We start from the raw sequence: 22,775 nt of genomic DNA, 5'->3' as shown, positions 1-22,775 counted from the left end.
GTGGAGCATGGCCGATCCCTCCAGCTACCGCCCCAGTCCGGGGCAGATTCCGGACTCTCCCGGGGTGTACAAGTTCCGTGACGAGCACCGGCGGGTGATCTACGTCGGGAAGGCGAAGAGCCTGCGCCAGCGCCTGGCCAACTACTTCCAGGACCTGGCCGGCCTCCACCCGCGCACCCGCTCGATGGTCACCACGGCCGCCTCCGTGGAGTGGACCGTGGTGTCCACGGAGGTCGAGGCGCTTCAGCTGGAGTACTCCTGGATCAAGGAGTTCGACCCCCGGTTCAACGTCAAGTACCGCGACGACAAGAGCTACCCGTACCTCGCGGTCACGATGAACGAGCAGTACCCGCGCGTGCAGGTGATGCGCGGTCACAAGAAGAAGGGCGTCCGCTATTTCGGGCCGTACGCGCACGCGTGGGCGATCCGGGACACGGTCGATCTGCTGCTGCGCGTCTTTCCCGTGCGCACCTGCTCGGCCGGAGTGTTCAAGAACGCGGCCCGCACGGGGCGGCCCTGTCTGCTCGGCTACATCGGCAAGTGCTCGGCCCCCTGCGTCGAGCGGATCTCCGCCGAGGACCACCGCGAACTGGCCGACGAGTTCAGCGACTTCATGGCGGGGCGCACGGGCACGTACATCCGTCGCCTCGAGAAGCGGATGACGGACGCGGCCGAGGAGATGGAGTACGAGCGGGCCGCCCGGCTGCGCGACGACATCGAGGCCCTGAAGAAGGCCATGGAGAAGAACGCGGTCGTGCTCGCCGACGCGACCGACGCCGACCTGATCGCGGTCGCCGAGGACGAGCTGGAGGCGGCCGTCCAGATCTTCCACGTACGCGGCGGACGGGTGCGCGGTCAGCGCGGCTGGGTCACCGACAAGGTCGAGGCCGTCACCACCGGTGACCTCGTCGAACACGCGCTTCAGCAGCTGTACGGCGAGGAGACCGGCGACTCCGTGCCCAAGGAGGTCCTCGTCCCGGCGCTGCCCGACCCCGTGGGGCCCGTCCAGGAGTGGCTCACCGGGCGCCGAGGGGCCCAGGTCTCCCTGCGCATCCCGCAGCGCGGCGACAAGAAGGCGCTCATGGAGACCGTCGCGCGCAACGCCCAGCAGTCCCTCGTCCTGCACAAGACCAAGCGCGCCTCCGACCTCACCACCCGCTCCCGCGCGCTGGAGGAGATCGCCGAGGCCCTCGACCTGGACAGCGCCCCTCTCAGGATCGAGTGCTACGACATCTCCCACCTCCAGGGCGACGACGTCGTGGCCTCCATGGTCGTCTTCGAGGACGGGCTGGCCCGCAAGAGCGAGTACCGCCGCTTCCAGATCAAGGGCTTCGAGGGCCAGGACGACGTCCGTTCCATGCACGAGGTCATCACCCGCCGCTTCCGGCGGTATCTCGCGGAGAAGGAGAAGACCGGCGAGTGGGTGGAGGACGACTCCGCCGGGCCCGGTGACGCCGGCGACGGTCTCGGCGCTCCCGCGATCGGTGCAAGGGACGACGACGGCCGTCCCAAGCGGTTCGCCTACCCGCCCCAGCTCGTCGTCGTCGACGGTGGGCAGCCGCAGGTGGCCGCCGCGCGGCGGGCGCTCGACGAGCTGGGCATCGACGACATCGCCGTGTGCGGCCTCGCCAAGCGCCTGGAGGAGGTCTGGGTGCCCGGCGAGGACGACCCGGTGATCCTGCCCCGCACCAGCGAGGGCCTCTATCTGCTCCAGCGCGTCCGCGACGAGGCCCACCGCTTCGCCATCACCTACCAGCGGACCAAACGGGCCAAGCGTTTCCGGGCGAGCCCCTTGGACGAGGTGGCCGGGCTCGGCGAGGCTCGCAAGCAGGCACTGCTGAAGCACTTCGGCTCCCTGAAGAAGCTGCGTTCCGCGACGATCGACCAGATCTGCGAGGTTCCCGGCATAGGCCGCAAGACGGCCGAGACGATCGCCGTGGCCCTCGCCCAGGCGGCTCCGGCCGCACCCGCAGTGAACACGGCCACTGGAGAGATCATGGAGGAAGAGGAGCCCGGTACGACGGCGGACCCCTCTGGGGAGCCCGTGGCCGCGGGTTCCCCGGACCGGCGGCGAGGGCAGGAGACATGACCGAGCACCAAGAGCGTCCCGAACGCCCGGAGCACCCAGAACTCCCGGAGCGCTCGGCGCGTCCAGAAGAACAGCACCACGAGCACACAGCGGAGCGCGGGGAAGCCCACAGCGCGGCGGGCGACGATACCCCGCAGCACCCAGCGCCACAGGAAGACGGAGCACACGTGAGTACGGGCATCGAAACAGCCGGGGTCCCCGAGGCGGCCATCCCCGAGCTGGTCATCATCTCCGGCATGTCCGGCGCCGGACGGTCCACGGCCGCCAAGTGTCTGGAGGACCTCGGCTGGTTCGTCGTCGACAACCTGCCACCCGCGCTGATCCCCACCATGGTGGAGCTCGGCGCCCGCTCCCAGGGGAACGTGGCCCGGATCGCGGTCGTCGTCGACGTCCGCGGCCGCCGCTTCTTCGACAATCTCCGTGACTCCCTCGCCGACCTGGAGACGAAGCACGTCACCCGGCGGATCGTCTTCCTGGAGTCCTCCGACGACGCCCTGGTGCGCCGCTTCGAGTCGGTGCGCCGCCCGCACCCCCTCCAGGGCGACGGCCGCATCACCGACGGCATCGCCGCCGAGCGGGAGCTGCTGCGCGAGCTGCGCGGCGACGCCGACCTGGTCATCGACACCTCCAGCCTGAACGTGCACGAGCTGCGCGCCAAGATGGACGCCCAGTTCGCCGGCGACGAGGAGCCCGAGCTGCGGGCCACCGTCATGTCCTTCGGCTTCAAGTACGGCCTCCCGGTCGACGCCGACCTGGTCGTGGACATGCGCTTCCTGCCCAACCCGCACTGGGTCCCGGAGCTGCGCCCGTACACCGGCCTCAACGAGGAGGTCTCCGCGTACGTCTTCAACCAGCCCGGCGCCAAGGAGTTCCTCGACCGCTACACCGAGCTGCTCCAGATGATCGCCGCCGGTTATCGCCGCGAGGGCAAGCGGTATGTGACCATCGCGGTCGGCTGCACCGGCGGCAAGCACCGCTCGGTCGCCACCTCCGAGAAGCTCGCCGCCCGCCTCGCCTCCCAGGGCGTCGAGACCGTGGTCGTGCACCGTGACATGGGGCGCGAGTGACCGGACGTGCTGCTCTGCGGTTGGGCAGACTGCGCCGCGTCACCCCCGAGGGCCGCGCGGGCCAGCCCGCCGAGGCCCGCGGGGCCAAGCCGCGCCGCCGGGGCGCCCAGCCCAAGGTCGTCGCGCTCGGCGGGGGCATGGGCCTGTCCGCCTCGCTCGCCGCCCTGCGCCGGATCACCGGCGACCTCACCGCCGTCGTCACCGTGGCCGACGACGGAGGCTCCAGCGGACGCCTCCGCGACGAGCTGGGCGTTCTGCCGCCCGGCGACCTGCGCAAGGCGCTGGCCGCGCTGTGCGGCGACGACGACTGGGGCCAGACCTGGGCCCGCGTCATCCAGCACCGCTTCCAGTCCCAGGGCGACCTGCACGAACACGCGGTCGGCAATCTGCTGATCGTCGCCCTGTGGGAACAGCTCGGCGACCATGTCCAGGCCCTCGACCTCGTCGGCCGGCTCCTGGGCGCCCAGGGCCGGGTGCTGCCCATGTCGGCCGTACCGCTGGAGCTCCAGGCCCTGGTCAAGGGGCACGATCCGGCGCGCCCGGACGACGTCGACACCGTCCGGGGGCAGGCGACCGTCGCGCTCACCCCCGGCGAGGTGCAGTCCGTGCACGTCGTGCCGCACGACCCGCCCGCCGTGCCCGAGGCCGTGGCGGCGGTCCGCGACGCCGACTGGGTGGTCCTCGGCCCGGGCTCCTGGTTCTCCTCGGTGATCCCGCACCTGCTCGTGCCCGAACTGCTCGACGCCCTCACCGAGACCAAGGCCCGACTCGTGCTGTCACTGAACCTCGCCCCGCAGCCGGGAGAAACCGATGGCTTCTCCCCGCAGCGTCATTTGGAGGTTTTGGCACGACACGCCCCTAAACTCGCCCTGGACGTGGTGCTGGCCGACGAGGCCGCCGTGCCCGACCGCGATTCCCTGACCGACGCCGCCAAACGGTTCGGGGCCGCGGTCGAGCTGGCGCCGGTGGCCCGGACCGATGGATCTCCGCGGCACGACCCGGAGCTGTTGGCCGCCGCGTACGACCGTATTTTTCGGATGCATGGAAGGATCGGCCCATGGCGATGACGGCAGCGGTGAAGGACGAGATCTCCCGGCTACCCGTCACCCGGACCTGCTGCAGAAAGGCGGAGGTCTCGGCGATCCTGCGGTTCGCGGGCGGGCTGCACCTGGTGAGCGGACGCATCGTGATCGAGGCGGAGCTGGACACCGCGATGGCGGCCCGCAGACTCAAGCGGGACATCCTGGAGATCTTCGGCCACAGTTCCGAACTGATCGTGATGGCACCCGGCGGACTGCGCCGGGGTTCGCGTTACGTCGTCCGGGTGGTCGCGGGCGGTGACCAGCTGGCCCGGCAGACCGGTCTGGTGGACGGCCGGGGCCGCCCGATCCGCGGCCTGCCTCCGCAGGTCGTCTCCGGGGCCACCTGTGACGCCGAGGCGGCCTGGCGCGGCGCGTTCCTGGCCCACGGCTCGCTCACCGAGCCCGGCCGCTCGTCCTCCCTGGAGGTGACCTGCCCGGGCCCGGAGGCGGCTCTCGCACTGGTCGGCGCCGCCCGCCGGCTGTCGATCGGGGCGAAGGCCCGCGAGGTACGGGGCGTGGACCGGGTCGTCGTACGGGACGGGGACGCGATCGGCGCGCTCCTGACCCGCCTGGGTGCCCATGAGTCCGTGCTGGCGTGGGAGGAGCGGCGGATGCGCCGCGAGGTCCGGGCCACCGCCAACCGGCTCGCCAACTTCGACGACGCCAACCTGCGCCGCTCGGCCCGTGCCGCCGTCGCCGCCGGCGCCCGCGTGGGCCGCGCCCTGGAGATCCTCGCCGACGACGTCCCCGAGCACCTCGCGGCCGCCGGACGGCTGCGCATGGAGCACAAGCAGGCATCCCTGGAGGAGCTGGGCGCGCTCGCCGACCCGCCGCTCACCAAGGACGCCGTCGCGGGCCGGATCCGCCGGCTGCTCGCCATGGCCGACAAGCGTGCGTCGGACCTCGGCATCCCGAGCACCGAGTCCAGCATCACCGAGGAGATGGCCGAGAACCTGGTGGGGTGACAGGACACCAGGTCAACTCGCCGGTGCCGACGCCCACTTGAGGGGCCGTCGGCACCGGCTTTCGTATGTCCGTGTGAATTCCGTGGATGGCCGGTGAGGCACCCTTGACGTGACCCATGTCTGACATGAGCCTGGCGTCTGTTCGCCGCTGTGGCGAACCACTGCAAGGGGGGCTCATGAGACGAAGAGCGAGATCGATCCTCGCCGCGGGCGCGCTCCTGCTGGGCGGAGGCGCGGGACTGGCGCCGCTCGCCCAGGCGGCCGAGAACGACGGTGCCGAGGCGGAGGAGGTCAAGGTCTTCCGCGCCGAGGTGACGAAGAAGCAGATACCGCTGCTGCTCGCGGCCGGGCAGGACGGTCACGAACTCAGCGAGCAGGCGCCGGAGAAGGGCACCGCGTCGGTCGAGGTCTACCTCACCGACAAGCAGGCGGACGCCTTGGAGGGGCAGGGCGTCGAGCTGAAGGAGCACCGGCTCACCAGCAAGGCGGAGGCGCGTGTGGCCGCCGCCGGCGACGGGGTCTACCGGCCCTACAGCGGTGCGGGCAACATCAAGGAGGAGATCGTCCGGACGGGGCAGGAGAACCCGTCCCTGACCAAGGTGGTCTCCCTCGGCAAGTCCCTCCAGGGCCAGGACATCCTCGCGCTCAAGCTGACCAAGAACGCGAAGAAGACCAAGGACGGCGCCAAGCCCTCCGTGCTGTACATGTCCAACCAGCACGCGCGTGAGTGGATCACGCCGGAGATGACCCGGCGCCTGATGCACCACTACCTGGACAACTACAAGACGGACAAGCGGATCAAGAAGATCGTCGACACCACCGAGCTGTGGTTCGTGATCTCCGCCAACCCGGACGGCTACGACTTCACGCACCGGGACGCCGCCAACCGCCAGTGGCGCAAGAACGTGCGGGACGTCAACGGCGACGGTGCCATCACCGTCGGCGACGGCGTCGACCTCAACCGCAACTTCGCCTACAAGTGGGGCTACGACAACGAGGGCTCGTCCCCGTTCCCCACCAGTGAGACCTACCGCGGCGGCGGCCCGAACTCGGAGCCCGAGACAAAGGCCCTGGACGCCTTCGAGAGGCGCATCGGCTTCGAGTACGGCATCAACTACCACTCGGCCGCCGAACTCATCCTCTACGGGGTCGGCTGGCAGGTGGCCAGCCCCACCCCGGACGACGTGCTCTACAAGTCGCTGGCCGGCACCCCGGAGAACCCCGCGGTCCCCGGTTACCACCCCCAGCTCTCCTCCGAGCTGTACACGACCAACGGCGAGGCGGACGGTCACGCGTCCAACGTCAACGGCACGGCGATGTTCACCCCCGAGATGTCGACCTGCCAGACCGTGTCGGGCATCGACCCGGACGACGCCTGGAAGCCCGAGGACTGCGCCTCCGTCTTCACGTTCCCGGACGACGAGAAGCTGATCAAGCAGGAGTTCGAGAAGAACATCCCGTTCGCGCTCTCCGTCGCCGAGTCCGCCGTCAAGCCCGACCAGCCGAAGTCCTCGGTCGGCGTCGACGCCCCCGACTTCACCCCGGCCGGCTTCACCACGTCGTACTCGCGCGGCGCCGACCAGGAGATCTCCGTCGTGGCCCGCAAGTCGGTGCGCGACAAGGAGCTGAAGTACCGGATCAACGGCCGCGGCCCTACGTACGACCAGACGCTCAAGGCCTGGAAGGGCGGCGAGACGTTCGGCGGTGAGGACAACCTCTGGTTCGACGAGTACCGGGCCAAGGTGCAGGACGGCGAGCCGGGCGACAAGGTCGAGATCTGGTTCACCGGCGAGACGAAGAGCGGCAGACCCACCACCAGCGAGCGCTTCACGTACACGATCGCCGAACGCCCCAAGGCCGACACCCTCGTCGTCGCCGAGGAGGGCGCGACCGCGACCCAGACACAGGCCTACGTCGACGCGCTGAAGGCCAACGGCAAGAAGGCGCTCGTCTGGGACGTCGCGACCCTCGGCGCGCCCGACGCGCTCGGCGTACTGAAGCACTTCAAGACCGTCGTGCACTACACGGGCGCCGTCCGGCCGGGCGTCGCCACCCAGCTCGAACTGCGTGCCTATCTCAACGAGGGCGGCAAGCTGATCGAGGCGGGCGAGAGCGCCGGCGGCGCCGTCGACCTCGGCGGCGGCACCCTGTCGAACGACTTCAGCCAGTACTACCTGGGCGCCTACAGCCGTACCTCCCTGCCGAACGCGACCGCCTTCGCGGGTCTCGCCAAGCTCGACGGCTTCACCGGAGCGCTCGGCGACGCGCCCGGCAACCCGCTGAACACCGCCGGATCGTTCGGCGTCACCTCGGACGCCCTGCCCGTGGAGACGTTCCCGCAGTTCGCGAGCGAAGGCGCGGGCCAGTACCCCGGGACCGTCAACCCGTACGGCCCGTACGAGGGCGCGTCCATGGCGGCCGCCACGCACACCGACTACGCCTGGAACCGCCTCACCCGCACCATCGACCTCACCTCGGTGGGCGCGGCCGACAAGCCCACCCTGCGCACCCAGCTCCTGTGGAGCACCGAGGAGGGCTACGACCACGCCCTTCTGGAGGCGCACACGGCCGGGGCGGACGACTGGACGACGCTGCCGGAGGCCGGCGGCGCCACCTCCACCACCGTGCCCGTCGAGTGCGAGGCCGGGTACTTCATCCAGGGCCACCCGGCACTGAAGCGGTACCTGACCCTGGGCTCCGGGGGCTGCACGCCCAGCGGCACCAGCGGCTCCTGGAACAGCTTCACCGGGGCCTCGGACGGCTGGCAGCAGGTCGAGTTCGACCTGTCCGCGTACGCCGGCAAGAAGGTCGAGGTGTCGCTCAGCTATGTCACCGACCCCGGTTCCGGCGGTCGCGGCGTCCTCGCCGACAACGCCACCGTGGTCATCGGCGGCACGGCCGGCGCGATCGAGGGCTTCGAGACGTCGCTCGGTGCCTGGAGCACCCCCGGACCGCCCGCGGGCAGCCCGGCGGTCGTGAAGGACTGGGGCCTGTCGGGTGAACTGTTCAAGACCTACGGCGCCGTCACCACGGACGACACCGTGCTGCTGGGCTTCGGTCTGGAGCAGGTCCCCGCGGCGGCCGACCGCAAGGCACTGCTCGGCAAGGCGCTGGCGGCTCTGAGGAACTGAGAGCCGGCTGCGCCGAACGGCTGAGAAAAAGCCTCGTGAGCGGCCCTCCGGACGTCTGAAATCAGATGATCGGGGGGCCGCTCAAAAGGTAATCACCTTGCAAAACCAGGGCGGTCCGTACCCCTACTGGCGAGTATGGACCGCACCGGCATGTATAGGGCATCTCGATGTCACTCGACGGGCGCCGGGGAGGTAGGGTCGTAGGCGGTCGGGGACATCCCATACAGCTCGCCGGCACTGAGCCGGCGTACCAACGAGGAGATCGGTTCGTGACGATCCGCGTAGGCATCAACGGCTTTGGCCGCATCGGTCGTAACTACTTCCGCGCGCTGCTGGAGCAGGGTGCTGACATCGAGATCGTGGCTGTCAACGACCTGGGTGACACCGCGACCACCGCACACCTCCTGAAGTACGACACCATCCTGGGCCGCCTCAAGGCCGAGGTGTCGCACACCGCCGACACGATCACCGTCGACGGCCACACCATCAAGGTCCTCTCCGAGCGCAACCCCGCCGACATCCCGTGGGGCGAGCTGGGCGTCGACATCGTCATCGAGTCCACCGGCATCTTCACGAAGAAGGCCGACGCCGGGAAGCACCTCGCCGGCGGCGCCAAGAAGGTCCTCATCTCGGCTCCGGCCAAGGACGAGGACATCACCATCGTGATGGGCGTCAACCAGGACAAGTACGACCCGGCGAACCACCACGTCATCTCCAACGCCTCCTGCACCACCAACTGTGTGGCGCCGATGGCCAAGGTTCTCGACGAGAACTTCGGCATCGTCAAGGGCCTGATGACGACGGTCCACGCGTACACCAACGACCAGCGCATCCTGGACTTCCCGCACTCGGACCTGCGTCGCGCCCGCGCCGCCGCCGAGAACATCATCCCGACCACCACGGGTGCCGCGAAGGCCACCGCGCTGGTCCTCCCGCAGCTCAAGGGCAAGCTGGACGGCATCGCGATGCGCGTCCCGGTCCCGACCGGCTCGGCCACCGACCTGGTCGTGACGCTGCAGCGCGAGGTCACCAAGGACGAGGTCAACGCCGCGTTCAAGAAGGCCTCCGAGGACGGCGACCTCAAGGGCTACCTGGCCTACACCGAGGACGAGATCGTCTCCTCGGACATCGTCAGCGACCCGGCCTCCTGCACCTTCGACTCCTCCCTGACCATGGTCCAGGAGGGCAACACGGTGAAGATCCTCGGCTGGTACGACAACGAGTGGGGCTACTCCAACCGCCTCGTCGACCTCACGGTCTTCGTCGGCGGCCAGCTCTGACCGACAGAGCAGGCACCTCCATGTGACAGCAGGGCTCGGGCGGCGCAGGGACGCGCCGCCCGGGCCCTGACTCACGTACGAAAGCGCCCCTCCCACGACCACGAGCACCACAAGTCCTCCTCGGGAGCCCTCTCCATGAAGACGATCGACGAACTCCTCGCCGAGGGAGTCGCCGGCAAGCGGGTCTTCGTCCGCGCCGACCTCAACGTGCCGCTGGACGGCACCACCATCACCGACGACGGCCGTATCCGCGCCGTGCTGCCCACCGTGAAGGCGCTGGCCGAGGCCGGCGCGCGCGTCGTCGTCGCCTCCCACCTGGGCCGCCCCAAGGGCGCCCCGGACCCGGCCTTCTCCCTCGCCCCCGCCGCCGCGCGCCTCGGTGAACTCCTCGGCGCCGACGTGGCGTTCGCGACGGACACGGTCGGCGAGTCCGCCACGGCCACGGTCGCGGGCCTCGCCGACGGCCGGGTCGCGGTCGTCGAGAACCTCCGCTTCAACGCCGGCGAGACGTCCAAGGACGACGCCGAGCGCGGCGCCTTCGCGGATCAGCTGGCCGCCCTCGCGGACGTCTACGTGGGCGACGGCTTCGGCGCGGTGCACCGGGGGCACGCCTCGGTCCTCGACCTGCCGGCCCGCCTGCCGCACTACGCCGGGTACCTCATCGCCACCGAGGTCGGCGTCCTGAGGAAGCTCACCGACGACGTCCAGCGCCCCTACGTGGTCGCGCTCGGCGGCGCCAAGGTCTCCGACAAGCTCGCCGTCATCGACCAGCTGCTCGGCAAGGCCGACCGCATCCTCATCGGCGGCGGCATGGCGTACACCTTCCTCAAGGCCAAGGGGTACGAGGTCGGCGGCTCGCTCCTCCAGGAGGACCAGCTCGGCGCGGTCACCGAGTACCTGGAGCGCGCGGAGAAGACCGGGGTCGAGCTGGTCCTCCCCGTCGACGCCGTCGTCGCGCCCGCGTTCCCGGACCTCAAGGGCAAGGCTCCGGCCGGTGCCACCGAGGTCGCCGCGGACGCCATGCCGACCGGCCAGATGGGCCTGGACATCGGCCCGGAGTCCCGCAAGCTGTACGCCTCGAAGATCGCCGACGCCGCCACCGTCTTCTGGAACGGCCCCATGGGCGTCTTCGAGCACCCCGAATTCGCCGAGGGCACCAAGGCGGTCGCCCAGGCACTCCTCGACTCGGGGGCCTTCACGGTCGTCGGCGGCGGCGACTCCGCCGCGGCCGTGCGCATCCTGGGCTTCGACGAGAACGCATTCGGCCACATCTCGACCGGCGGCGGCGCCTCCCTCGAATACCTCGAGGGCAAGACGCTCCCCGGCCTCGCCGCACTGGAGGACTGACCCTCAATGACCGTTTCCGACAAGGGCCGTATGCCCCTGATGGCCGGCAACTGGAAGATGAACCTCAACCACCTCGAGGCCATCGCGCACGTCCAGAAGCTCGCCTTCGCCCTCGCCGACAAGGACTACGAGGCCTGTGAGGTCGCGGTCCTGCCGCCCTTCACCGACCTGCGCTCGGTCCAGACCCTGGTCGACGGCGACAAGCTCAAGATCAAGTACGGCGCCCAGGACCTCTCGGCCCACGACTCCGGCGCCTACACCGGCGAGATCTCCGGTCCGATGCTGGCCAAGCTCAAGTGCACGTTCGTGGCGATCGGCCACTCCGAGCGCCGCCAGTACCACGACGAGACCGACGAGATCGTCAACGCCAAGGTCAAGGCCGCCTACAAGCACGGCCTCACCCCGATCCTGTGCGTCGGCGAGGAACTGGAGGTCCGCGAGGCGGGCAACCACGTCTCCCACACGCTCGCCCAGGTCGAGGGCGGCCTCAAGGACGTCCCCGCCGAGCACGCCGAGACCGTCGTGATCGCCTACGAGCCCGTCTGGGCCATCGGCACCGGCAAGGTCTGCGGAGCGGAGGACGCCCAGGAGGTCTGCGCGGCCATCCGCGGCAAGCTCGCCGAGCTGTACTCCCAGGAGACCGCCGACCAGATCCGCATCCAGTACGGCGGCTCGGTCAAGGCCGGCAACGTCGCCGAGATCATGGCGCAGGCCGACATCGACGGCGCCCTCGTCGGCGGCGCCTCCCTGGACGCGGACGAGTTCGTCAAGATCGTGCGCTTCCGCGACCAGTGAGTAGGCCTTAGCGGCGTAACGTCGTACTCTTGCGGGGGGCCGAGGCCCAGTAGGCGAGTGTCGAGCTTGCCGACCGGTCCCGGCCCTCTTGTCGTCTATCCAGATCCGAGGAAGTTGGTCCAGCCGTGGTTATGGGGTTCTCGATCGCCCTGATCGTGTTCAGCCTGCTGATGATGCTGCTGGTGCTGATGCACAAGGGCAAGGGCGGCGGCCTCTCCGACATGTTCGGTGGCGGTATGCAGTCCTCCGTCGGCGGCTCCTCGGTCGCCGAGCGCAACCTCGACCGGATCACCGTCGTGGTCGGTCTGCTGTGGTTCGCGTGCATTGTCGTACTCGGCATCCTGATGAAGGTCAACAACTGACCGTCGGGCCGACACCGGCGAAACAACGCGTCACGGACGCACCAATCCGCACGTAAAGCCCCATGCTGGGTACGCGACTTCGAGCGCGGCCTATCATGGGGCTTGCGTCTGGGGACAGGATGTAACTCCAATCACTGGACGCGCGTTGGGCCTTACGTAGACTGAGGCGCTCGCAGCGAAGCGAAACGCCGACTCGCTTCGCCGCACCATCACGCAGGGAGTTACGACCGTGGCAAGTGGCAACGCGATCCGAGGAAGCCGGGTCGGGGCGGGGCCGATGGGCGAAGCCGAGCGCGGCGAGTCCGCACCCCGGCTGCGCATCTCCTTCTGGTGCTCCAACGGACACGAGACCCAGCCGAGCTTCGCCAGCGACGCACAGGTCCCCGACACCTGGGACTGCCCGCGCTGCGGCTTCCCGGCCGGACAGGACCGGGACAACCCCCCGGCCCCACCACGCACCGAGCCCTACAAGACGCACCTCGCCTATGTGCGGGAGCGCCGCAGCGACGCGGACGGCGAGGCGATCCTCGCCGAGGCGCTCGCCAAACTGCGGGGCGAGATCTAGGAGTTGACACCGGCCGGGCACCGAGGGGTGCCTGGCCGGAAGCGTTTCGGGCGGGTGGCTCGCGATTCCCGCGATGTTCGCGTTCCCGCTGGTCGGGCTGATTGTCAGTGGGTCCCCCTACGGTTTGCGCATCGACGAATCGTGAGGGGGACACGTGACGGGGGCTGAGCAGGGGGCGGCGGTCGCGTACCGCGGAGCGTTCCTACGGCTGTGGAGCGCGGCCGTGCTCTCCAGTTTCGGGGACGCGCTGCGTACGGCCGCGTTGCCGCTGCTCGCGGTGACGCTGACGGACGAGCCGCTTCTCGTCGCCTCGGTCACGGCCTGTGGCTATCTGCCGTGGCTGGTGTTCGGGTTGTTCGGCGGGGCCGTCGCCGACCGGGTGGACCAGCGGCGGGCCATGTGGACGGTGGACGTGGCGCGCGGTCTGCTGGTGGCGGGTTTCGCGGTGGCCGTGGCCCTCGATCACGCCTCGATCGCCCTGCTGATCGCCCTGGCCTTCGCTCTGACCACCCTTCAGACACTCTTCGACAACGCGGCCACGGCCCTGCTGCCCGCCCTGGTGGGCCGTGACGCCCTGGGCAACGCGAACGCCCGGTTGATGACCGGCCAGCGGATCGCGGGCGGGCTGGTGGCCGCGCCGCTCGTCCCCCTGCTGCTGGCCGCCGGAGCCGCCGTCCCCTTCGCGGCGGACGCCCTGACCTACCTGTTCGCCGCCGCCCTCGTGGCCTCGCTCGGTGCCGCCGCGCCCGAGCGGGAGCCCCGTCCCGCGGGCAGCACCCTGCGCGCCGAGATCGCCGCCGGGCTGCGGACGCTGTGGCGGGACAGGGCCCTGCGCGGGCTGTGCGCTGCCACCGCTCTGTGCAACGTCGGCATGGGCGCCCTCATCGCCACGCTGGTGCTGCTGGTGACCGGCTGGCTGGACGCGGGCAACGCCGGGTTCGCGGCGGTGACGACCGCGTACACGGTCGGCGGCCTCGCCGGGGGAGCGGTGAACGGACGGCTGGTGGCCCGCGCGGGGCGGGTGCGTGCCGTGCTGCTGGCCGGCGCGGCGCAGATCGTGGCCCTCGTCGTGATGGGCTCGGTGCGCAGCCTGTGGGCGCTCGCGGTGAGCCTCGCCGTGTTCGGGGCCATGGGCATGGTGTGGAACGTCAACACCACGACGCTGATGCAGCGGCGTGCCCCCGCCGACATGCTCGGCCGCGTCGGCTCCGCCTTCCGAACCCTCGGGGTGGCCGGGGCGCCCCTGGGCGCTCTGCTCGGCGGAGCGGTCGCCACGGCCTGGGGCCCGAACACCCCGGCGCTCCTTGCCGCCGCCTTCTTCGCCCTGTCCGTCGCCGCGCTGATACCGACGCTCAAGGCGGACGTATCTGTTGTCGAACCGGACGACCATGGGACGACGGCTCGTGTTCCGTCGTGATCAATTAGGTTGGAACCGGCAGCGGGGCCGAGCGGCCCCGGGGAGGGGCGTGTCCGTCTCTCCCCGGCACCGCTTCGTACGCAGGACCAGGTAGGAAAGAAGGCTGAAGTCCGAGATGAACGCACGAAGCCGTACGAGGCTCAACCAGACGCCCGAGTGGACCGCGCTGGCCGAGCACCGGGAGCAGCAGGGTGATGTCCAGCTGCGTGAGCTGTTCGCGGCCGACCCGGGGCGCGGTGCCGGGTACACGCTGGAGGTCGGCGACCTGCACGTCGACTACTCCAAGCATCTGGTCACCGACGAGACGCTGCGGCTGCTGCGCGAGCTGGCCGCCGCGACCGACGTGTTCGGGCTGCGGGACGCCATGTTCCGCGGCGAGAAGATCAACACCACCGAGGACCGCGCCGTCCTGCACACCGCGTTGCGCGCTCCGCGTGACGCGGTGATCGAGGTCGACGGCGCGAACGTGGTGCCGGGTGTCCACGAGGTGCTCGACAAGATGGCCGGCTTCGCCGAGCGCATCCGCTCCGGCGAGTGGACCGGACACACCGGCCGACGCATCAAGAACATCGTGAACGTCGGCATCGGCGGCTCCGACCTGGGCCCGGCGATGGCGTACGAGGTACTGCGCTCCTTCACCGACCGCGATCTCACCGTCCGCTTCGTGTCGAACGTGGACGGGGCCGACCTGCACGAGGCGGTACGGGACCTGGACGCGGCCGAGACGCTCTTCGTCATCGCCTCGAAGACGTTCACCACCATCGAGACGATCACCAACGCGACGTCCGCGCGCGACTGGCTGCTCACCGAGCTGAAGGCGGGCTCCGAGGCCGTCGCCAAGCACTTCGTGGCGCTGTCGACGAACTCCGAGAAGGTGTCGGACTTCGGCATCGACACGGCCAACATGTTCGAGTTCTGGGACTGGGTCGGCGGACGCTACTCGTACGACTCGGCCATCGGCCTGTCGCTGATGATCGCGATCGGCCCGGACCGCTTCCGGGAGATGCTCGACGGGTTCCACCTGGTCGACGAGCACTTCCGTACGGCGCCCGCCGAGTCCAATGTGCCTCTCCTGCTGGGCCTGTTGGGGATCTGGTACGGCAACTTCCACGACGCGCAGTCGCACGCGGTGCTGCCCTACAGCCACTACCTGTCCAAGTTCACGGCCTACCTGCAGCAGCTGGACATGGAGTCCAACGGCAAGTACGTGGGCCGGGACGGGGTGCCGGTGGAGTGGCAGACCGGGCCGGTGGTGTGGGGCACACCGGGGACGAACGGGCAGCACGCGTACTACCAGTTGATCCACCAGGGCACGAAGCTGATCCCGGCGGACTTCATCGGCTTCGCCGAGCCGGTCGCCGAGCTCGGCGAGACGCTCAAGGCCCAGCACGACCTTCTCATGGCCAACTTCTTCGCCCAGACCCAGGCGCTGGCCTTCGGCAAGACGCCGGACGAGGTGCGGGCGGAGGGGGCACCGGAGGAACTGGTGCCGCACAAGACGTTCCAGGGGAACCACCCGACGACCACGATCCTGGCGAAGGAACTGACCCCGTCGGTCCTCGGCCAGCTGATCGCGCTGTACGAGCACAAGGTGTTCGTCCAGGGTGCCGTCTGGAACATCGACTCCTTCGACCAGTGGGGCGTCGAGCTGGGCAAGGTCCTCGCCAAGCGCGTCGAGCCGGCGCTCACGGAGGGGGCCGAGGTGCCGGGGCTGGACGGGTCGACGAAGGCGCTGGTCGCCAAGTACCGGGCGCTGCGCGGGCGACGGTAGTCCCGCGGGGGCGGGGAAACGGGCGGCCGCGCGACGTCCGCTTCCCCACCCGGTCCCGGTGGCCCGGCCGCCCGGGCACCGCGGGATCTCCGTCTCCGCGGTGGCCGGGGTCTCGCCGGATCTCAGTGCCCCAGCCCGGCGCCCCCGTCGACCGGGATCACGGCGCCGCGTACATAACCGGCGGCGGCCAGGAAGGCCACCGCGTCGGCGACCTCCTCGGGGCGGCCCAGGCGTCCGGCGGGCGTGGCGCGCAGCAGTTCGCGCCGCTGGTCCGCGGTGAGTGCGCGGCTCATGTCGGTCTCGGTGAGGCCGGGCGCGACGACGTTGCAGGTGATGTCGCGGGCGCCGAGCTCCCGGGTGAGGGAGCGGGCGAAGCCGACGAGGCCGGCCTTCGCCGCCGCGTAGTTGGTCTGGCCGGGGGCGCCGTGCAGGGCGGCCGTGGAGGAGATCAGGACGATACGGCCGTGGCCCGCCCGGAGCATGCCGCGCACCGCGCGCTGGGCGACGCGGAAGGCTCCGGTGAGGTTGGTGTCGATGACGGAGGTGAAGTCCGCCTCGGTCATCCGCACCAGCAGCCGGTCCTGGGCGGCGCCCGCGCACGCGACCAGCACGGTGACCGGGCCGTGGGCCGCCTCGGCCTCCTGGAAGGCCCGGTCGACCTGCCCGCTGTCCGTCACATCGCACCGAACGGCGAGGAATCCCTCGGAGGCCGCGGGCTCGGTGCCCCGGTGGGTGACCGTGACCCGGTCCCCGGCAGCAGCGAAACGGCGGGCAATGGCCAGCCCGATGCCCCTGTTCCCGCCGGTGACGAAGACCGAACGGGCCGCGGCCTGCTGGGGGAGCGTGGGCTGTGTCATCGTGCGTTCCCCTTCCCTGCCGCGTCCAACGGCCTTGCGTGCTCCGGGCTTTCGGGCGCCCCACGGGTGCGCAGGCCCACGACCGCCACCACACAGCCGAGGAGGGCGAGGGCGGCGACGGCGAGCGTGGCGGCGTACATGGCGTCGAGGAAGGCGCGGTCGGCCGTGGTCGCCAGTTCGGGCAGGCGCAGGGAATCGGCCAGGGAACGGGCGGCTTCGGCGGAGGTACGGGCCTGTTCCTCGGCGGCCGGCGACAGGCCCTGTGCGGTGCCGGGGAGTTCGGCGTCGGCCATCCGGTCCCGGTAGACGGCCGAGAGGATCGAGCCGGCCATCGCCACACCGAGGGTGCCGCCGACCTGGCGGGTGACGCTGTTGACGGCGGCGCCGGCGCCCGCCAGCTGCGGCGGCACCCCGCGCATCATCACGGCCGTGACCGGGGTGCCGACCAGTCCCATGCCGAAGCCCTGGATCCACAGCAGCGCGGCGACGACCCAGAGGGGGGTCCGCCCGTCGAGCCAGGCGTAGGCGACGTAGGTGGCGGCGGTGGCCAGGACGCCGGACGCGACCGTCCAGCGGGCCGACAGCAGGCGGCTCAGCGCCGGGGAGGCCTGGCTGCCCAGGACGATGCCGACCGCGGCGGCGATCATGACGGTGCCGGCGTCGGCGGGGGAGAGGCCTCGGGGGCCCTGGAGATAGAAGGCCGCGTAGAACAGGTGGCCGGCCAGCGCCATGAAGGCGATCAGCAGGACCACGCTGCCGGCCGTGAAGCCGGGCTGCCGGAAGAGCCGCAGGTCCAGGCTGGGCGCCCTGGACCTGCGCTGGCCGGCGACGAAGACGCCCAGCACGACACCGCCCAGCAGCAGCGGCAGCAGCACGTGGGGGCCGTACCAGGTGCGGCCGCCGCCGAGTTCGATGATGCCGTAGACCACACCGCCCAGCCCGAGCACCGACAGGGCGAGGCCCCGCAGGTCGAGCACGCGGCGGCGGGAACCGCCCAGGTCGGGGACGACCGCCACGACGGCCAGCAGACACAGGGCGACGATCGGGACGTTGACCAGGAACACCGAGCCCCACCAGAAGTGGCTGAGCAGCGCGCCGCCCGCGACGGGGCCGATGGCCACGCCGAGACCGCTCGACGAGCTCCAGATCGCGATCGCCCGGGTGCGTTTCTCCTCCGGGGTGCTCTGCACGATGACGGTCAGCGTCGCCGGCATCAACAGGCCGCTGCCCGCCCCCATGAAGGCCCGCGCCACGATCAGCCACGCCGGGCTGTCCACGAACGCGCCCGCGCCGGAGGCCACTCCGATCAGCGCGAGTCCGGCGAGGAGCGTGTTCCGGGGGCCGAAACGGTCGGCGAGCGCGCCGCCCGCGAAGAGGGTGCCGGCGACGACCAGGGTGTAGGCGCTCGCCACCCACTCCAGTTCGCCGGGGCTCGCGCCCAGGCCCTCCACGGGGTCGGCGAGGGTGGTGACGGCGACATTGAGGATCGAGGTGTCCAGCCAGATCAGCATCTGCGCGCAGACCACGACCACGAGGACGGGCCAGGAGCGGGTGGGTGCGGCGGCCGGGTCCTCGGGCGTCCGGCTCACGGTGCTCACAGCGTGCCTCCGTTGTTCTCGTCGTGGCCGCGCGCGTCTTCGTATCTGTGCAGCGCCCGGTCGATCAGTGTGTGGGCCGCACCCGTGTAGTGGGCCGGGTCGAGCAGCTCCGACAGCTCGGCGGGGGTGAACCGGGCGGACAGTTCCGGGTCGGCGGACAGCACCTCACCAAGGGGGCGGCCGGTGTCGGCGGCCTCGGCGGAGGCGCTGGTCAGGAGCTTCTTCGCGCGGACCTTGCCGAGCATCGGGGCCAGGGCCACGGCCAGCCGTTCGGTGACGATGGCACCGCCGGTCAGGTCGAGGTTGGCCCGCATGCGTTCCGGGTGGACGATCAGCCCCTCCGCGAGCTCGACGGCGGTGTGCGCGGCGCCGCCCGCCAGCCGCAACGCCTCCCGCAGCGGCTGCCACTCGGCGTGCCACGCCCCGGCGGGCCGTTCGTCCTCGGCGAGCAGACACTGCGCCAGCACGAGCGCGTGCGCGGGGACCTGCCGGGCGGCCGACACGATCAGCGTGGCCAGCGCGGGGTTCCGCTTCTGCGGCATGGCCGAGGAGGCACCGCGCCCGACCCCGGCAGGCTCGGACACCTCGCCGATCTCCGTACGGGACAGCGTCTGCACATCGAGCGCGAACTTCCCGAGCGCCCCGGTGACCAGCTGGAGCACGGCCCCGAGTTCGGCGACGGGGGTACGGACGGTGTGCCAGGGGAGGGTGGGCTCGGCGAGGCCGAGGGCGGCGGAGAAGGGGCCGAGCAGCTCCAGTCCGCCGTCACTGTCGCTTCCGGCTCGCTGTCGCGCCCCTTCAGGGACGCGGGGCTGTGACACTCGCGGCTCCGCCGCGCGGGCGCGATCAGCCCTCACCGGCCCGCGGACATCCACATCCGAGGCCCTGCGATCCACCACGGCGTACTCCCGATACGCGGCCAACGTCCCCGCCGCTCCCCCCAGTTGGGCCGGAAGCCCCGACGCCACCGCCCGCACCCGGACCGACGCGTCGACCACCAGCTCCAGCCACCCGGCGGCCTTCAGACCGAAGGTCGTCGGCACGGCGTGCTGGGCGAGGGTGCGCCCGGCCAGGACGGTGCCGCGATGGGTGTCGGCCACGGACGCGAGGGCCGCACCGACCCGCGACAGATCCGCGGCGATCAGGCCGAGCACCCGGCGCGCGATCACCATGGCCGCCGAGTCGAGGATGTCCTGACTGGTGGACCCGCGGTGCACATACTCCGCGGCGGCCGGATCCCCCGAGGCGACGACCTCCGTGAAGGCGGTCACCAGTGCGACCACCGGATTCGCGGTGGCCCGGGCCGCGTGCGCCAGGGCGACCAGGTCGAGGTGTTCCACCCGGGCCGCCGAGGCGATCGCCTCCACCGCCGTGGCCGGAGTCAGCCCGACCGCGTGCTGGGCCCGGGCCAGCGCCACCTCGACGTCCAGCATGGCCTGCAGCCACGCCTCGTCGGTCACCTCGGCCGCGACGGGCGTACCGGCCCAGGTGGGGGCGAGCAGGCCCGCGTCGGTGCCCACGGACATCGCGTTCACGTTTCCCGACTCCCTGTGCCTGATGTCCGACGTGCGGCTGGGCCCGGCCCCAGCCCCAGGGCGGCCCGCGCGATCGCGTCCGCGTCCTCCAGCGTCACCGAGCCGACGCCCGGCCGGATGCCGACCGCCGTCACCCAGCGCACGCCCTCCACCGGCACCCCGAAGGCGAACCGGCGCGGGTGCGGCCGGCCCGCCGCGTCCACCAGCCGGGGCGCGCCGTCGGTCACCGCCAGCCCGCCGGGCTCGTGGCCCGCGTCGCCCCCCAGCCGGTACGGTGCGCACGCACCGGCCCCGAACAGCGCCCGCAGCAAGGGGTTGGCGCTCCGCCGCAGATCGACGGCGGGCAGCCGTGCCTCGATCAGGGCCTCGACCCGGACCGGGGGTTCGTCCACCAGCTCCGCGTCCACGAGGAAACCCCCTTTGCCGACGCCCCCTTCGCCGATGTCCCCTTCACCGATGCCCTCCTCGGTGTCACCGCCGGGCGCCCAGGCCCGTACCCGCATCCCCGGGCCGAGGACATGCAGCACGTCCGCCTCGATCAGCGCGATCAGCTGCTCGATCCGGAAGGCGGGCGGGCCGATCGAGGTGAAGGCGTTCAACGGGGTGTACCAGCCGTCGAGTTCGGCGCGGTACGACTCACCGGAGACTCCGCCGTGGTCGACGACGAGCCGGATCTCGTTGCGCAGATCCCGCAGGGCGTCCAGCGCGGCCTTCAGCGGTCCGTTCACATTGCCGAGGCGGGCCTCGGTGACATCGCGGCGCAGGTAGGTCAGCAGCCAGTGCCGGAAGTCGGCGCGGTCGATGAACTTCCGCTCGCCGTAAGGGAGTTCGATCCGCGTCCAGTCCCATCGCTCGGCGGGCGGGACGGCGTGGCGGTCGAGCAGGGCCGTCTCCTCCCCGTCCTCACCCACCAGGCACGACCGTACGAACTCCTCGGCCGCCTCCGGTCCTCGGGCGGCACGGATCCACGCCTCGTGATGGACGGTCCGTATCTCATGGTCGACGAGCGGCCAGAGGTCGTGGCGGAAGCCGAGGGAGCGCCCTCCGGCCACGCGGCGCCGCAGTTCCGCGATGACGTCCGGGGTCAGGAAGCGCGGCTCGTGGCGGCCGAGCGCGCCCTTCTCGTTCTCGCCCCGGGCGTGGTATGGGACGCCGCGCCGCGAACCGGCGTACAGCACGGGCTCGTTGCCGCTCGGGAGGTAGACGAGACCGGACTGGCCCTCCTTGAACGTACCGCCGCGGCCCTCGGTGAGGAGGGCCAGGCAGTCGAAGAAGTTCAGGCCCAGTCCGCGCAGGGCGACCGGGGCGCCCGGCGCGATACCGCTCAGGTCGGTGTCGGCCGGGTTGGCCGGGGCCACGTAGGTGAGGCCGTGGCGGTCGGCGAAGGAGCGCAGCGCGCGTTCCTCCGGCGACGGGGTCAGGTCGCCGTGGCCGAGGGCCAGCACCACCGCGTCCAGCCCGGCCAGCCGGTCGCCGTTCGCCAGGGTCACGGTCTGCGGCCCGCCCGGAACGTCGTCGTCCAGCGCGACCGCCGTCGTCCGGTGGGTGTGGACCGTCAGATGGGCGGGGGCCGTGCGTAACAGGTGCCGGAAGACCCACTCCAGGTAGTGGCCGTGGAACGCGCGGGTCGGATAGGTGTCGGGGCCGAGCCGCCGCGCCTCGTCCACGGCCCGCGCGGGCAGGTCCTGGTCGATGGCCCGGTCGCGGACCGCACACGCCCACTCGTACAGGCTGGGTCCCGGCACCGACGGTCCCGCGCAGTCGACGCTGTCGTCGGCGAACAGGGTCACCTGGGAGGCGACCGTGTTCATCAGCAGCTCGCCCGGCTGGTCCGTACGCCAGACCGCGCCCGCGCCCGGCGGGTACGGATCGACGAGGTGGACCTCGACCGGCCGTAAGGTCCCGCCGGCGTTGGCGCGAATCCGCTCCAGTACGGAGAGGCCACGCGGACCGGCGCCGATCACACAGACGGCGAGGGTGTCGTCGGCACCGGTCATTCCTGGCCCAGCCCGTCGCGCCAGCTCGGTCTGGCCGGCTTCCAGCCCAGTGCCGTACGGGCCCGGTCGTTGGCCGCGCCGTGCGCGGACATCAACTGGTGGGCCATGAACCAGCCGAGGAGCCGGGGCGCGAGGGCCGCGGGGACCGTGCGCGGGGAGGGGGCGGCGAGCATGCGGGCCAGGTGCGGCAGCCACTGCGCGGCGGGGGCCGGGTCGTCGTCCGTCACGTGGAACACCCCGGTGGCCTCGGACTCGACGCCCGCCACGGCCGCCCCCACGGCGTCCTCGACGTGCAGGAACGACATGATTCCGGCCCCACCGCCCGGCAGCGGGAGCCGTCCGGCCAGCACGGACTGGGCGGTTCCGCCTGTGCGGGCGTACGCGGTACGGGGGCCGTACAGCGTGCCGTAGCGCAGCACCACGCCCTCCAGGCCGCTGTGCGTCACCTGCCGTTCCAGCTCGGCGACGGCCTGTACGGTCGAGGCCCAGCCGAGGTCGGGCGCGTCCACGTACAGGGGCGCGTCCTCGTCGAGGACCGGGTCGCCCGCCGGGGCCGCGGCGAAGGCGATGGACTGGGCGACCAGTCGGCGGGCACCGGCCGCGCGGGCCGCCTCGATCAGATGGGCGGTGCCCTCGGTGCGCAGCCGCGCGGTGAGGGCGAAGGCTCCCGGCGGGTCGTCGCGCAGCAGCCGCAGCGCCGACATCTGGTGGACGACCACCTCGGGCCGGGCCGCCGACACCGCCGCGAGCACGGCGTCGCGGTCGAGGGCGTCGGCGACCACGACCTCGTCCGCCTCGGGGGCCCGGCCCCGGGACCCCTGCCGTACCAGCGCGCTCACCCGGTGGCCCCGCGCCCGCAGCGCGCCCACCAGCGGATGCCCGACCACTCCGGTGGCCCCGGCGACGAGTACGCGCAT

At 71.5% G+C, this 22,775-nt stretch carries 17 protein-coding genes; 12 read left to right on the top strand and 5 right to left on the bottom strand.

From position 1 onward, the window contains the following. Positions 1–7: 7 nt before the first annotated feature. The 12 genes from uvrC (at position 8) to pgi (ending at position 15,871) form a co-directional block, all read left to right on the top strand. Entirely contained in the window at positions 8–2,089 is a 2,082-nt protein-coding gene (gene uvrC, locus OG272_RS11720; protein ID WP_327730268.1) for an excinuclease ABC subunit UvrC, read from the top strand. Further along, positions 2,086–3,156: an RNase adapter RapZ gene (gene rapZ, locus OG272_RS11715; protein ID WP_326583605.1), complete on the top strand. Its 1,071-nt coding sequence runs from the start codon at positions 2,086–2,088 to the stop codon at positions 3,154–3,156. The genes uvrC and rapZ overlap by 4 nt, the downstream gene beginning before the upstream one ends. Continuing rightward, positions 3,153–4,223: a uridine diphosphate-N-acetylglucosamine-binding protein YvcK gene (gene yvcK, locus OG272_RS11710; RefSeq protein WP_326583606.1), complete on the top strand. Its 1,071-nt coding sequence runs from the start codon at positions 3,153–3,155 to the stop codon at positions 4,221–4,223. Before rapZ ends, yvcK begins: the two co-directional genes overlap by 4 nt. Then, entirely contained in the window at positions 4,214–5,203 is a 990-nt protein-coding gene (gene whiA, locus OG272_RS11705) for a DNA-binding protein WhiA (protein ID WP_326583607.1), read from the top strand. The genes yvcK and whiA overlap by 10 nt, the downstream gene beginning before the upstream one ends. A 176-nt stretch (positions 5,204–5,379) precedes the next feature. Then, positions 5,380–8,334 carry a M14 family zinc carboxypeptidase gene (locus OG272_RS11700; RefSeq protein WP_405893235.1) on the top strand — a complete coding sequence of 985 codons (2,955 nt, stop codon included), beginning with the start codon at positions 5,380–5,382 and terminating at the stop codon, positions 8,332–8,334. Between the two features lie 269 nt (positions 8,335–8,603). Next, positions 8,604–9,614 (top strand): type I glyceraldehyde-3-phosphate dehydrogenase, encoded by a 1,011-nt coding sequence (gene gap, locus OG272_RS11695; RefSeq protein ID WP_326583609.1) that lies wholly within the window; start codon positions 8,604–8,606, stop codon positions 9,612–9,614. 135 nt (positions 9,615–9,749) lie between these two features. After that, positions 9,750–10,961, top strand: a complete 1,212-nt coding sequence (locus tag OG272_RS11690; protein WP_327730270.1) for a phosphoglycerate kinase — start codon at positions 9,750–9,752, stop codon at positions 10,959–10,961. A gap of 6 nt (positions 10,962–10,967) precedes the next feature. Beyond that, a complete protein-coding gene (tpiA, locus tag OG272_RS11685; RefSeq protein ID WP_327730271.1) occupies positions 10,968–11,756 on the top strand; it encodes a triose-phosphate isomerase in 789 nt (262 codons plus the stop codon). 131 nt (positions 11,757–11,887) lie between these two features. Next, on the top strand, positions 11,888–12,118 hold the full coding sequence (secG, locus tag OG272_RS11680) for a preprotein translocase subunit SecG (RefSeq protein WP_029181151.1): 231 nt from the start codon (positions 11,888–11,890) through the stop codon (positions 12,116–12,118). A gap of 229 nt (positions 12,119–12,347) precedes the next feature. Beyond that, the gene (locus OG272_RS11675) at positions 12,348–12,683 is read left to right on the top strand and encodes an RNA polymerase-binding protein RbpA (protein WP_010352468.1); all 336 of its coding nucleotides are present in this window, start codon (positions 12,348–12,350) and stop codon (positions 12,681–12,683) included. Between the two features lie 154 nt (positions 12,684–12,837). Further along, positions 12,838–14,100, top strand: a complete 1,263-nt coding sequence (locus OG272_RS11670) for an MFS transporter (protein WP_327730272.1) — start codon at positions 12,838–12,840, stop codon at positions 14,098–14,100. Between the two features lie 115 nt (positions 14,101–14,215). After that, on the top strand, positions 14,216–15,871 hold the full coding sequence (gene pgi, locus OG272_RS11665) for a glucose-6-phosphate isomerase (RefSeq protein ID WP_326583614.1): 1,656 nt from the start codon (positions 14,216–14,218) through the stop codon (positions 15,869–15,871). A 122-nt stretch (positions 15,872–15,993) separates the two neighbouring features. Here the strand turns inward: pgi and fabG are convergent, their stop codons facing one another. Genes fabG through OG272_RS11640 form a run of 5 tightly spaced genes read right to left on the bottom strand, consistent with a single transcriptional unit; the run spans position 15,994 to position 22,775 of the window. Then, positions 15,994–16,728 (bottom strand): 3-oxoacyl-ACP reductase FabG, encoded by a 735-nt coding sequence (gene fabG / locus OG272_RS11660; RefSeq protein WP_326583615.1) that lies wholly within the window; start codon positions 16,726–16,728, stop codon positions 15,994–15,996. Then, positions 16,725–18,326: an MFS transporter gene (locus OG272_RS11655; RefSeq protein WP_328507487.1), complete on the bottom strand. Its 1,602-nt coding sequence runs from the start codon at positions 18,324–18,326 to the stop codon at positions 16,725–16,727. The genes fabG and OG272_RS11655 overlap by 4 nt, the downstream gene beginning before the upstream one ends. Then, positions 18,323–19,861, bottom strand: coding sequence for an adenylosuccinate lyase family protein (locus OG272_RS11650; RefSeq protein WP_405893232.1), 1,539 nt, complete (start codon positions 19,859–19,861; stop codon positions 18,323–18,325). Before OG272_RS11650 ends, OG272_RS11655 begins: the two co-directional genes overlap by 4 nt. Next, entirely contained in the window at positions 19,858–21,858 is a 2,001-nt protein-coding gene (locus tag OG272_RS11645) for an FAD/NAD(P)-binding protein (RefSeq protein ID WP_405893230.1), read from the bottom strand. The genes OG272_RS11650 and OG272_RS11645 overlap by 4 nt, the downstream gene beginning before the upstream one ends. Further along, positions 21,855–22,775: an NAD(P)-dependent oxidoreductase gene (locus tag OG272_RS11640; protein WP_326583618.1), complete on the bottom strand. Its 921-nt coding sequence runs from the start codon at positions 22,773–22,775 to the stop codon at positions 21,855–21,857. The genes OG272_RS11645 and OG272_RS11640 overlap by 4 nt, the downstream gene beginning before the upstream one ends.

It is taken from the genome of Streptomyces sp. NBC_00104, assembly GCF_045160825.1.
GTDB lineage: Bacteria > Actinomycetota > Actinomycetes > Streptomycetales > Streptomycetaceae > Streptomyces.
The sequence above is the reverse complement of the archived record's forward strand: the minus strand, read 5'-3'. Positions and strand labels throughout refer to the sequence as shown.